General features: G+C 60.5%; 10 protein-coding genes. 7 read left to right on the top strand and 3 right to left on the bottom strand.

Annotated elements, in window-relative coordinates:
• Positions 1–4: 4 nt before the first annotated feature.
• From P0D73_RS19120 to P0D73_RS19110, 3 genes are read right to left on the bottom strand one after another with little or no spacing between them, the layout of a single operon-like run.
• Entirely contained in the window at positions 5–763 is a 759-nt protein-coding gene (locus tag P0D73_RS19120; protein WP_408287193.1) for a DUF3106 domain-containing protein, read from the bottom strand.
• Between the two features lie 16 nt (positions 764–779).
• Entirely contained in the window at positions 780–1,208 is a 429-nt protein-coding gene (locus tag P0D73_RS19115) for a DUF3619 family protein (RefSeq protein ID WP_132375269.1), read from the bottom strand.
• Positions 1,205–1,768: an RNA polymerase sigma factor gene (locus P0D73_RS19110; protein ID WP_012432361.1), complete on the bottom strand. Its 564-nt coding sequence runs from the start codon at positions 1,766–1,768 to the stop codon at positions 1,205–1,207. Before P0D73_RS19110 ends, P0D73_RS19115 begins: the two co-directional genes overlap by 4 nt.
• 351 nt (positions 1,769–2,119) lie before the next feature.
• On the opposite strand from P0D73_RS19110, the gene P0D73_RS19105 reads away from it, so the two are divergent.
• The 7 genes from P0D73_RS19105 to P0D73_RS19075 all read left to right on the top strand — a co-directional run bounded on the left by P0D73_RS19105 (position 2,120) and on the right by P0D73_RS19075 (position 12,078).
• Positions 2,120–3,883, top strand: coding sequence for an acetolactate synthase 3 catalytic subunit (locus P0D73_RS19105; protein WP_408231388.1), 1,764 nt, complete (start codon positions 2,120–2,122; stop codon positions 3,881–3,883).
• Between the two features lie 111 nt (positions 3,884–3,994).
• Positions 3,995–4,486, top strand: coding sequence for an acetolactate synthase small subunit (gene ilvN, locus P0D73_RS19100; protein ID WP_007175629.1), 492 nt, complete (start codon positions 3,995–3,997; stop codon positions 4,484–4,486).
• A 121-nt stretch (positions 4,487–4,607) separates the two neighbouring features.
• Entirely contained in the window at positions 4,608–5,624 is a 1,017-nt protein-coding gene (ilvC, locus tag P0D73_RS19095; RefSeq protein ID WP_132375266.1) for a ketol-acid reductoisomerase, read from the top strand.
• Positions 5,625–6,791: 1,167 nt separating this feature from the next.
• Positions 6,792–8,492, top strand: coding sequence for a group II intron reverse transcriptase/maturase (ltrA, locus tag P0D73_RS19090; RefSeq protein ID WP_171925029.1), 1,701 nt, complete (start codon positions 6,792–6,794; stop codon positions 8,490–8,492).
• 117 nt (positions 8,493–8,609) lie between these two features.
• The gene (locus tag P0D73_RS19085) at positions 8,610–9,248 is read left to right on the top strand and encodes a phosphatidylserine decarboxylase (protein WP_012432365.1); all 639 of its coding nucleotides are present in this window, start codon (positions 8,610–8,612) and stop codon (positions 9,246–9,248) included.
• Positions 9,249–9,272: 24 nt separating this feature from the next.
• On the top strand, positions 9,273–10,139 hold the full coding sequence (gene pssA, locus P0D73_RS19080) for a CDP-diacylglycerol--serine O-phosphatidyltransferase (protein WP_132375262.1): 867 nt from the start codon (positions 9,273–9,275) through the stop codon (positions 10,137–10,139).
• 391 nt (positions 10,140–10,530) lie between these two features.
• On the top strand, positions 10,531–12,078 hold the full coding sequence (locus tag P0D73_RS19075) for a 2-isopropylmalate synthase (RefSeq protein WP_132375261.1): 1,548 nt from the start codon (positions 10,531–10,533) through the stop codon (positions 12,076–12,078).
• Positions 12,079–12,149 lie beyond the last annotated feature (71 nt).

Genomic DNA, 12,149 nt, shown 5'->3' with positions numbered 1-12,149 from the left:
AGGCTCAGGAGCCGTTGAAGATCGACGGCGCTTCAGCCGGCGAAACCGGCAGCGGCGTAGCGGGCACGAAACTGCCGGCGGCGGGAATCGGCGGCGCGGCGACCGGGCTCGGCAACGACGCCGCGGCTGCCGCGCTCGCCGCTGCAGCGCCGCTTGCGCCATGCTCACGCGCATTGACCAGGCGATCGAGCCCCTTGATTTCGCTGCGGCCCGAGGGCGGCGCGCTGACCACGCTGGGGCGCCGCTTACGCTCGCTGGCGGCGAGCCGTTCCTTCTGTTCTTCGGGCAGCTGCTGATACGCCTTCCACGCGTTCTGACGGGTTTCGCGCGGCAATTCCTTCGACACCTGGTAATTTTCACGCGCGACGCGCCGCTGATCGGGCGTCATACGGGTCCATTCAGTCATGCGCTCATGCAGGCGTTTTTGCGCATCGGCCGACATCTTCGGGTAACGTGACGCGATCTTCAGCCATTTGCGTTTACGTTCGTCGCTGAAGGAATCCCATTGGGCTTCAAACGGCGCGAGCGCGATATGCTCGGCCGACGTCAGGCGCGACCATGCCATCGGACTGTTGCTGCCGGGCAGGCTGGGCAATTCGACGGCGAGCGTCGGCGCGGGCGCCTTGGCGGTCGCGTTGGCGCCCGCGACAGGCGCGCTGACGGGCGACGGGCTCGGATAAAAGCGCGGATAAGTCGCGGCAAACGACACCAGGGCCGCGATCGTGCATCCGAAGACAACGGCCAGGCCGCGCTTGTAACTCACCCGAAGAATCTCCCGCTCAGTGGGCGCGTGAAAGGTACGCGTTGAAACCGTGGTCGAGATAGGCATTGAGCGGCAGGTCGTCGCTTAGCATGGCGGCATCGATATCGGCGAGTTCGGCGGTGCGTTGCTGGTCTTCCCAGTAGGCAATGCCCACGAGGCTGACGACCAGCGCGGCGAGCGGCCACGCGAGCGCAAAGCGGCGCAGCGGCGAACGGCGGCGCTGCGGCAGTTCGACCGGCGGCATGCCGGAGGCCATGCCCGCGCCGGCGAGGGCCGGCACGAACACCGGCGCGCTCACGGTTTCGGGCTTCTTGCGGGCGAGCGCGGCACGGCGCGCCGCGGCGAGTCGATCGACGGTGGCGGGCGCAATGCTGGCGGCGTTTTCGTCGAGCGCGCGGCGCACCTGGCGGGCGAACTCGAGTTCTTTAGTTTCGAGGGAGCTCATAGCGTGATTCCTTTGGCCTTGAGCGCTTGCGCCAGCGTGTGGGTGGCCCGCGAGCAGTGCGTTTTCACACTGCCTTCGGAGCAGCCCATTGCGGCGGCAGTCTCGGCGACATCCATATCTTCCCAATAACGCATGAGAAACGCCTCCCGTTGACGTGCCGGTAACTTTTGGATCTCGTCGTCGATTAACTGCAGAACCTGTTCGCGTTCGAGTTTCTGTTCGTTGCTCTCGGAACCCGCCGAGCCTTGCTGGGCCTCGAAGGTTTCGAGGGGGTCGAAATCCTCGTCGTCGGCGTTGCCAAGCGACGAAAAAAGACTCACCCAAGTATTGCGCACTTTCGCACGACGGAAATAGTCGTGCATCGCATTCTGCAGAATACGCTGAAACAGCAGCGGAAGTTCGGCGGCCGGACGGTCGCCGTATTTTTCGGCGAGCTTGATCATCGCGTCCTGCACGATATCCAGCGAGGCGTCGTCGTCCCGCACGGCGTAGACCGTCTGCTTGAATGCGCGCCTTTCGACGCCCGCCAGAAAATCGGCGAGTTCCTTGTCTGATGCCATCCGTTGGGGGTCGGCGCAGCGAGCGTGCGCGTAATCGGTCGAAAAATGTCGTAAAACTCGCGGATGCTAACAAACTTTTGCGCCGCTGGGGCGAAACGTGATTCACCTTGCATCTCTATAACAGGCTTTCGGTCATTTTCGAGATTCGGCGGAAGGCGCCAAGGCAATATTTGCTTGACCGCGCGGGCGTCTGCAGATATCGTCGCTGGTTCGCAACATAAGTGACTTGTCTCAATTGAGGTGTGGCCCAAGAAGCTCACCTGTCAACTGGACGCGCCGCTTGAACCCGAGCCACAAGCCCGGCAGAGAGCACCCGATCAAATTTTTGCCGAAATTTCGAAAGGTGAATTAATGAATATGCCCAGCGCGGAATTCTCCACGTCGGATACGACTCCCCATCCCGAAGCTGACTCTATCGGCGCCACCGTGCTCATGAAGGCACTGGCCGACGAAGACGTCGAGTTTGTGTGGGGCTATCCCGGCGGCTCGGTACTCTACATTTACGACGAGCTGTACAAGCAGGACAAGTTCCAGCATATCCTCGTGCGCCACGAGCAGGCCGCTGTCCACGCCGCCGACGCTTACTCGCGTTCCACCGGCAAGGTCGGTGTGTGCCTCGTGACCTCCGGCCCCGGCGTCACCAATGCGGTGACCGGCATCGCCACCGCCTACATGGATTCGATCCCGATGGTGGTGATCAGCGGCCAGGTGCCGACTGCCGCGATCGGCCAGGATGCGTTCCAGGAGTGCGACACGGTCGGCATCACGCGTCCTTGCGTGAAGCACAACTTCCTCGTGAAGGACGTGCGCGACCTCGCCGCCACCGTCAAGAAAGCCTTCTATATCGCCCGTACCGGCCGTCCTGGCCCGGTGCTGATCGACATTCCGAAAGACGTGTCGAAAGCGCCTTGCCAGTACGAACCGCTCAAGACTGTTTCGCTGCGCTCGTACAACCCGGTCACGAAGGGCCACTCCGGCCAGATCCGCAAGGCCGTGGCGTTGCTGTTGTCGGCCAAGCGTCCGTACATCTATACCGGCGGCGGCATCATTCTCGCGGACGCCTCGCGTGAACTGAACCAGTTCGCCGATCTGCTCGGCTATCCCGTCACCAACACGTTGATGGGTCTGGGCGGCTACCGCGCGAGCGACAAGAAATTCCTCGGCATGCTCGGCATGCACGGCACGTACGAAGCCAACATGGCGATGCAGCACTGCGACGTGCTGATCGCGATCGGCGCGCGTTTCGACGACCGTGTGATCGGCGACCCGGCGCACTTCTCGTCGCGTCCGCGCAAGATCATCCATATCGACATCGATCCTTCCTCCATCTCCAAGCGCGTCAAGGTCGACATTCCGATCGTCGGCGACGTGAAGGAAGTGCTGAAGGAGTTGATCGAGCAGCTGCAAACGGCCGAACATGGCCCGGACACCGCGGCGCTCGCCGACTGGTGGAAGGACATCGAAGCCTGGCGCGCGAAAGACTGCCTCAAGTTCGACCGCAAGAGCGAGATCATCAAGCCGCAGTACGTGGTGGAAAAGGCGTGGGAACTGACCGACGGCAATGCCTTCGTGTGTTCCGACGTCGGCCAGCACCAGATGTGGGCGGCGCAGTTCTATCGCTTCAACAAGCCGCGCCGCTGGATCAACTCCGGTGGTCTCGGCACGATGGGCTTCGGCCTGCCGGCGGCGATGGGCGTGAAGATGGCGCACCCGGACGACGACGTGCTCTGTATCACGGGCGAAGGCTCGATCCAGATGTGTATCCAGGAGCTCTCCACCTGCAAGCAGTACGAGACTCCGGTGAAGATCATTTCGCTGAACAACCGCTATCTGGGCATGGTGCGCCAGTGGCAGCAGATCGAATACAGCAAGCGCTATTCGCATTCGTACATGGATGCGCTGCCGGATTTCGTGAAGCTCGCCGAAGCATACGGCCACGTCGGCATGCGTATCGAACGCACGGCCGATGTCGAGCCGGCGCTCAAGGAAGCGCTGCGTCTGAAAGATCGCACGGTGTTTCTCGATTTCCAGACCGATCCGACCGAAAACGTCTGGCCGATGGTTCAGGCCGGCAAGGGCATCACCGAGATGCTCATGGGTTCGGAAGATCTATAACGACGGAATTTGCGTCGGCTTCGTCATGCGCGCCTTCATGAAAGGCGAGGGCGGACGAAGCGGCGCGACTCCGCTCGCAGACATCGACAAAACATCTGGAAGAAGCGAATCATGAGACACATCATTTCCGTCCTGCTGGAAAACGAACCGGGCGCGTTATCACGCGTGGTTGGTCTGTTCTCGGCACGCGGCTACAACATTGAAACCTTGACGGTGGCTCCGACCGAAGACCGTTCGCTGTCGCGCATGACCATCGTCTCCATTGGCTCGGACGACGTGATCGAACAGATCACGAAGCATCTGAACCGCCTGATCGAGGTGGTGAAAGTGGTCGACCTTACCGAGGGCGCCCACATCGAGCGCGAGCTGATGTTGATCAAGGTGAGGGCGGTCGGCAAGGAACGTGAGGAGATGAAGCGGATGTCGGATATTTTCCGCGGCCGCATCATCGACGTCACTGAAAAGACCTACACGATCGAACTGACGGGCGCGAGCGACAAGCTCGACGCCTTTATCGAAGGGCTCGACGCCACGGCGATTCTCGAAACGGTCCGCACGGGCAGCTCGGGGATCGGTCGCGGCGAGCGCATTCTGAAGGTGTGACGCGCGAGCGTTCAACCGTCTCGATCCAGGCCGGGCCGTGCCTGCACCAACCCGGCCACGCAACACACTATTTGCAGCATTTGAATTTCACTGAATCATCGAATTTAGCCAAGGAACCGACATGAAAGTTTTCTACGACAAGGACGCTGACCTCTCCCTCATCAAGGGCAAGCAAGTCACCATCATCGGCTATGGCTCGCAAGGCCATGCGCACGCGCTGAACCTGAAGGAAAGCGGCGTGAACATCACGGTCGGTCTGCGCAAGGGCGGCGCATCGTGGAGCAAGGCTGAGAACGCCGGCCTGCAAGTCAAGGAAGTGGCGGAAGCCGTCAAGGGCGCGGACGTCGTCATGATGCTGCTGCCGGACGAACAGATCGCCGAAGTCTATGCGAAGGAAGTGCACGCCAACGCCAAGCAAGGCGCGGCGCTGGCATTCGCACACGGCTTCAACGTTCACTACGGCCAAGTGATTCCGCGTGCCGACCTCGACGTGATCATGATCGCGCCGAAGGCACCGGGCCACACGGTTCGCGGCACCTACACGCAAGGTGGCGGCGTGCCGCACCTGATCGCCGTCGCGCAGGACAAGTCGGGCGCAGCACGTGACATCGCACTGTCGTACGCGGCAGCGAACGGCGGCGGCCGTGCCGGCATCATCGAAACGAACTTCCGCGAAGAAACGGAAACCGACCTGTTCGGCGAACAAGCCGTGCTGTGCGGCGGTACGGTCGACCTGATCAAGGCCGGCTTCGAAACGCTGGTGGAAGCGGGCTACGCGCCGGAAATGGCGTACTTCGAATGCCTGCACGAACTGAAGCTGATCGTCGACCTGATCTACGAAGGCGGCATCGCGAACATGAACTACTCGATCTCGAACAACGCCGAATACGGCGAGTACGTGACGGGTCCGCGTATCGTGACGGCTGAAACGAAGAAGGCGATGAAGGCCGTGCTGACCGACATTCAGACAGGCGAGTACGCAAAGAGCTTCATCATCGAAAACAAGGCTGGCGCACCGACGCTGCAATCGCGCCGCCGTTTGACGTCCGAGCACCAGATCGAACAGGTCGGTGCGAAGCTGCGCGCGATGATGCCGTGGATCGCGAAGAACAAGCTGGTCGACCAGTCGAAGAACTAAGCTGGTTCTAGCTGTTGTCCGGCGCGGCGCCGTGCCGCAATAGCCGGACAGATCAAAAAGCCGTCCAAGGGTGCTGAACCCTGGGCGGCTTTTGCTATCCTACGGTTTTACGTGCGACACGCACGCTCGTGTCCGTCAGCCCCACGTTACGGGGCATCGACTAGAGGGTTATTGAGGAAGGTCTCGACTGGACTCACCATGCCCTCCGCAGGCGGCTCCCTTGTGAGCCGCACTTTAAGCAGTAGATGTGTCCTTAGGGGCACACCTTAGTAGTGAACACGGGACACGGTGCATTCCGCCGTCAACCGTATTGCATTGACCTGATTACCGTCAGGTCCCGCCCAGTCAGCGGCTTCATCTCCGCCGACAGGGCGGGGTGATGTTTGCAATTCCTGCGCCTCAGGGCAACGGAGTCGCTAAACGATACGAGCGAAAAGCTCGGTGTGTCATTGTTCGGCCTCGCTGGCTGCATTGGCGAGGGTAGTGAACCTGCTGTACGACCAGCAGTAGCCTAGGAAGACATGTGTCACTGGCAACGGTGGGGTGTGAAGCTCTTCTAACAATGTACCCCCCGGAAGTTCGGGCGGATGGTGGTTGCGAGATGACCATCCGGAGACTCCCAGCAGCAACGGGGTTGAGGGGCTAGGCTGGCTGATATGGTTAATGCAAATGAACTGCTGATAAACCTCGTAAGTAGGACGGTGCCAAAGCTGCTGACAGGCATCAACCAAACAGGTGTGCGGTCGGATAACCCGCTGTAAATTCGGGTTACGTCGTCATCGGACCGCCGGGGAATAGGCAGAACCTAAGTCAGTCGTGTGACATGCCGGGAACGTGGTAAGCCTGTATGGTTGCCGGTCGTAGTTTGACTGGCAGGCGAACCGTGAGGGACGCTGTTGATTGTGCAGGTATGGGATGACGGAGAAAGCGAAAGCCGGTCTGTAATGGGTCGGATAGGGGTTGGAACATTACCCCACGCGAAAGCGGGCAGACTTCCGTCTGGTCTACCGTCGCAAGATGGCTGACTAACCCTTAGCTGGAAGATGATTGCTGTCGGGCTTCTGGACCGTCAGCATATGTTTTTAACCCCCTTGCGGGAGCAGATCGCTCCCGCAAGGGGCGATCTGTTCTTCGCTCGGGATTCACTTCTTCGAGTAGGAGAGCAGCATGAGAGTATCTGTCCGAAAGGACGGATCTGCGCTTTCCCACGCGCCGGACAACTGGTACGCCGTAGATTGGCGGCGGGTTGAACGGAACGTGAGAGGGATGCAGATTCGAATTGCGAAGGCGACGCGGGAAGGCAACTGGCGCAGGGGGAGAGCCCTGCAACGGATGTTGACCCGCACGTTGTCCGCAAAGCTGTATGCGGTACGACGTGTTACGCAGAATCAGGGTGCGCGAACGGCTGGAGTCGATCGCGAACTTTGGGACTCGCCTGAGAGCCGATGGCTTGCTGTCGGCAGGTTGAAGCGGCGTGGATATAAGCCTCTGCCTTTACGGAGAGTCTTTATCCCCAAGGCCAATGGAAAGGAGCGCCCTCTGGGCATTCCGACCATGCGGGACAGGGCGATGCAAGCCTTGTATCTGCTGGCCTTGGAGCCGGTGTCGGAATCGACGAGCGACCCGAACTCTTATGGGTTCAGGTTAAACCGCTCGACGGCTGACGCCATGTCACAGATATTCGTCGCCATGTCCCAGAAGGGCTCAGCCCGTTGGGTGCTGGAGGCGGATATCAAGGGATGCTTCGACCATATTAGCCATAACTGGTTGGAGACCCATGTCCTGATGGACAAGGAAATCCTCCGGAAATGGCTGAAAGCTGGCCTGATTTACAAGGGGCAGCTTCAGGCGACAGAGGCCGGTACGCCGCAAGGAGGGATCATTTCTCCGACGCTGGCGAATGTGACGCTGAACGGGCTGGAGCGAGAACTGCTAGCGCACCTTAGTGCGAAGTTTGGGATCGCAAAAGCCAACAAGCTTAAAGTCAATGTGGTGCGGTACGCGGACGACTTCGTGATCACCGGTGACTCGCAAGAGTTGCTGGAGCAGGAAGTTCGACCTTGGGTGGAAACATTCCTTGCCGTTCGAGGTCTGCAACTGTCCGAGGAGAAAACGCGGATCACACACATTGACCAAGGCTTCGATTTCCTGGGGTGGAATTTCCGTAAGTACTCGGGGACGCTACTCATCAAGCCGAGCAAGAAGAACGTGAAAACGTTCTATCGCAAGGTGGCGGATACGATCAGCGGTCATAAGACGGTAAAGCAGGAGAATCTGATTCGACTGCTGAACCCGATGCTACGGGGCTGGGCGCAGTATCACAGTCCTGTGGTCGCCAAAGAGGCATACAGCCGCATGGAGTCTTTGATTTTCCGAAGGCTTTGGCGGTGGTCGAAGAGGCGGCACCTGAACAAGAGCGCCGAATGGGTGAAGAAGAAATACTTTCACTCGGAGGGCAATCGACACTGGGTGTTCGCTGTTCCTGTAGCTCGTGACGACGGTGGTAAGGGGTTGCTTAGCCTGTACCAGATCAGCGGTACGGAAATTAAGCGACACAGAAAGGTCAAAGGAGCATTCAATCCCTTTGATCCTGAGTGGGAGCAGTACGGCGAACAGTTGCGACAGGCGCGCATGGAACACTCAATGCGTTATCGGAAGCAATGGGTTTCGCTGTATATGTCGCAAGACGGGCTTTGCTCGCATTGTGGCTGTGCCCTGACAAAGGAGACCGGCTGGCATGACCATCATCTAGAGTATCGGATGCACGGTGGCACTGACGCTCTCTCGAACAGGGTTCTGCTTCACCCGCACTGCCATCAGCAGGTGCACGCAGGTAAAATTGCGGTAACTAAGCCGGCCCGGTCCTAAGACCGGGCTTTGTTTGTAGATTTGAGCCGTATGCGGGGAAACTCGCACGTACGGTTCTTAGGGGGCCCTTCTTCCGCGAGGAAGGGGGGCTACCCTCCAAAAACACAGAAGCCATTCATGAATTACCCTCATCCGATCATCGCGCGAGAAGGCTGGCCGTTCATCGCCATCGCGGCCGTCGTTGCACTCCTGGTTCACTTCATCGCGGGGTTCGGCTTTTCATGGCTGTTCTGGCTCCTCCTGATCTTCGTCGTGCAGTTCTTCCGCGATCCGGCGCGCCCGATCCCCACGCAGGCGAATGCCGTGCTGTGCCCGGCCGACGGCCGTATCGTCGCGGTCGAGACCGCGCATGATCCGTATGCCAACCGTGAAGCGCTGAAGATCAGCGTGTTCATGAACGTCTTCAACGTCCACTCGCAACGTTCGCCGGTGGATGGCGCGATCTCCAAGGTCGAATATTTCCCGGGCGCGTATCTGAATGCCGCGGTGGACAAGGCTTCCACCGAAAACGAGCGCAATGCGGTGGTGATCGAAATGGCCGGCGGACAGACGGTGACCTCGGTGCAGATCGCCGGTTTGATCGCGCGGCGCATTCTTTGCTACGTACGGGCAGGTGAGCCGCTCACCCGTGGTCAACGGTACGGATTTATCCGCTTCGGTTCGCGCGTCGACGTGTATCTGCCGGTGGGCAGCCGTCCGCGTGTGTCGATCGGCGAGAAGGTTTCGGCGTCGTCCACGATCCTCGCTGAACTATAAAGCGGCACCAAGGAGGTTTTCCGAATGGCCGCATTCAAACCGCGTCGACCCCGTAACAGCGGACCGCTTCCGCGTCCGTTCCGCCGTAACAAGCCGATGGTGACGGAGGCGGCGGTCGACAGCCGGCGCGCCCAGCGTCAGCAGTTCCTGAGAAAGCGCGGCATTTATCTGCTGCCGAACGCCTTTACCACCGCGGCCCTGTTCTGCGGCTTCTTTGCCGTGGTGCAGGCCATGAATGTGCGCTTCGAGGTCGCGGCCATCGCGATCTTCGTGGCCATGGTGCTGGACGGCATGGATGGCCGCGTCGCCCGCATGACGCATACGCAAAGCGCGTTCGGCGAGCAGTTCGACAGCCTGTCGGACATGGTGTCGTTCGGTGTGGCGCCGGCGCTCGTGATGTACGAGTGGATTCTGAAGGACCTCGGCCGCTGGGGCTGGCTCGCGGCGTTCGTCTACTGTTCGGGCGCCGCGTTGCGTCTCGCGCGCTTCAACACGAACATCGGCGTGGTCGACAAGCGTTTCTTCCAGGGCATGCCGAGCCCGGCCGCGGCGGCGCTGATCGCCGGTTTCGTGTGGCTCGCCACCGACAACCGCGTGCCGCTCAAGCTGGTCTGGCTGCCGTGGGTTGCCTTCGTGCTGACCATCTACGCCGGCGTGACGATGGTGTCGAACGCGCCGTTCTACAGCGGCAAGGCGCTCGACGTGCGGCATCGCGTGCCGTTCGGCGTGATTCTGCTGGTAGTGGTCGCGTTCGTGCTGGTGTCCTCCGACCCGCCGCTGATGCTGTTCGGCCTGTTCGTGCTGTACGGCCTGTCCGGTTACGTGTTCTGGGGTTATCAGGCGATGCGGGGCAGGGCGAATCCGGCTCGCTCGGTGACAGGCGACAGGTAACGGTTCGCTCGCGTGCGCTGATGTGCATGACACGGGAAAACGGCGGCCATCGGGTCGCCGTTTTTCGTTTGGCGAGCCCGTTTGGCGGTGCCCCGCAACGCTCCGTAGGCAGGTCCGGCGCTAATTGCACGCCGGCGGGAATGTCGCTATAGTCCTTGGATCAATGCGTTCACGTTCCTTGTCGAACCGCGCAACGAGCCTCGACAGGCGGCGCGCCGCTGAGCGTGCCCATGCTGGAGCGTCCGCCGCGCTGATGGCCACGCTTCGGGTCACGCTGATCGTTTTACCCTCCGTCCGCCTTCTCCGTGATCGAGTGTCGCCAGCGGTGGCGCAGACAGCCGAATTCCAATATCCCATCCCTACAATTGAACGACTCCGCAGGAGACTCGACATGTCCGACAAACTGATCATATTCGACACCACGTTGCGAGACGGCGAACAATCGCCCGGCGCGTCAATGACGAAAGAAGAGAAAATCCGTATCGCCAAGCAACTCGAGCGGATGAAAGTGGACGTGATCGAAGCGGGCTTCGCGGCAAGCTCGAACGGCGACTTCGATTCGATCCATACGATCGCGGGCCTGATCAAGGACAGCACGGTCTGCTCGCTCGCCCGCGCCAACGACAAAGACATTCAGCGCGCGGCCGACGCGCTCAAACCCGCCGATCACTTCCGCATCCACACGTTCATCGCAACTTCGCCGTTGCACATGGAAAAGAAGCTGCGCATGACGCCGGACCAGGTGTTCGAGCAGGCCAAGCTGGCCGTGCGTTTCGCCCGCAAATTCACCGACGACGTCGAGTTCTCGCCGGAAGACGGCAGCCGCTCGGATATGGACTTTCTGTGCCGCGTGCTGGAAGCGGTGATCGCCGAAGGGGCGACTACGATCAACATCGCGGATACGGTCGGTTATGGCGTGCCGGAGTTGTACGGCCAGCTCGTTAAAACGCTGCGCGAGCGCATTCCGAACTCGCATAAAGCGGTGTTCTCGGTGCATTGCCATAACGACCTCGGCATGGCGGTGGCGAATTCGCTGGCCGGCGTGCAGATCGGCGGTGCGCGTCAGGTCGAATGCACGATCAATGGCCTCGGTGAGCGCGCGGGTAACACGTCGCTCGAAGAAATCGTGATGGCGGTGAAGACCCGCAAGGATTACTTCGGCCTCGATATCGGTCTCGATACCACGCAGATCGTGCCGGCTTCGAAGCTGGTGTCGCAGATCACCGGGTTCGTCGTGCAGCCGAACAAGGCGGTGGTCGGGGCGAACGCGTTTGCGCACGCTTCGGGCATCCATCAGGACGGCGTACTGAAGGCGCGCGACACCTACGAAATCATGCGCGCCGAAGACGTGGGCTGGAGCGCGAACAAGATCGTGCTCGGCAAGCTGTCGGGCCGTAACGCGTTCAAGCAGCGTCTGCAGGAACTGGGTATCGCGCTGGATAGCGAAGGCGAGTTGAACACGGCGTTTGCGCGCTTCAAGGAACTGGCCGACCGCAAGTCGGAAATCTTCGACGAAGACATCATCGCGATTGTCACGGAAGAATCCGCCGAGGCGCAGGAGAGGGAGCACTACAAGTTCCTGTCGCTGTCGCAACATTCGGAAACCGGCGAGCAACCGCACGCGAAAATCGTGTTCTCGGTGGAAGGCAAGGAAGTGACCGGCGAAGCGCGCGGCAATGGCCCGGTCGACGCCACGCTGAACGCGATCGAAACGGAAGTGGGCAGCGGCTCGGAACTGCTGCTTTACTCGGTGAATGCGATCACCACCGGCACGCAGGCGCAAGGCGAAGTGACCGTGCGTCTGTCGAAGAGCGGGCGCATCGTCAACGGCGTGGGCACCGATCCGGATATCGTCGCGGCTTCGGCGAAGGCGTATATCTCGGCGCTCAACAAGCTGTACTCGAACGCGGACAAATTGAATCCGCAACGTTCGGAGTAAGCGGTGTGGTAGCAGCGCGCTGACGGCGCGACTGCGTGGCCATCGTTTTTCGTATGAGTCGGGAAAGCCCC

It is taken from the genome of Paraburkholderia sp. RL18-101-BIB-B, from assembly GCF_046026985.1.
Taxonomy (GTDB): Bacteria; Pseudomonadota; Gammaproteobacteria; order Burkholderiales; family Burkholderiaceae; genus Paraburkholderia.
This window is presented reverse-complemented; position numbering and strand designations above follow the sequence as displayed.

Excerpts from the sequence above, each read along its gene's own strand:
- P0D73_RS19105 (WP_408231388.1), top strand. The coding sequence starts at position 2,120 with ATGAATATGCCCAGCGCGGAATTCTCCACGTCGGATACGACTCCCCAT.
- ilvN (WP_007175629.1), top strand. The coding sequence starts at position 3,995 with ATGAGACACATCATTTCCGTCCTGCTGGAAAACGAACCGGGCGCGTTA.
- pssA (WP_132375262.1), top strand. The coding sequence starts at position 9,273 with ATGGCCGCATTCAAACCGCGTCGACCCCGTAACAGCGGACCGCTTCCG.
- ltrA (WP_171925029.1), top strand. The coding sequence starts at position 6,792 with ATGAGAGTATCTGTCCGAAAGGACGGATCTGCGCTTTCCCACGCGCCG.
- P0D73_RS19110 (WP_012432361.1), bottom strand. The coding sequence starts at position 1,768 with ATGGCATCAGACAAGGAACTCGCCGATTTTCTGGCGGGCGTCGAAAGG.
- P0D73_RS19075 (WP_132375261.1), top strand. The coding sequence starts at position 10,531 with ATGTCCGACAAACTGATCATATTCGACACCACGTTGCGAGACGGCGAA.
- P0D73_RS19115 (WP_132375269.1), bottom strand. The coding sequence starts at position 1,208 with ATGAGCTCCCTCGAAACTAAAGAACTCGAGTTCGCCCGCCAGGTGCGC.
- P0D73_RS19085 (WP_012432365.1), top strand. The coding sequence starts at position 8,610 with ATGAATTACCCTCATCCGATCATCGCGCGAGAAGGCTGGCCGTTCATC.
- ilvC (WP_132375266.1), top strand. The coding sequence starts at position 4,608 with ATGAAAGTTTTCTACGACAAGGACGCTGACCTCTCCCTCATCAAGGGC.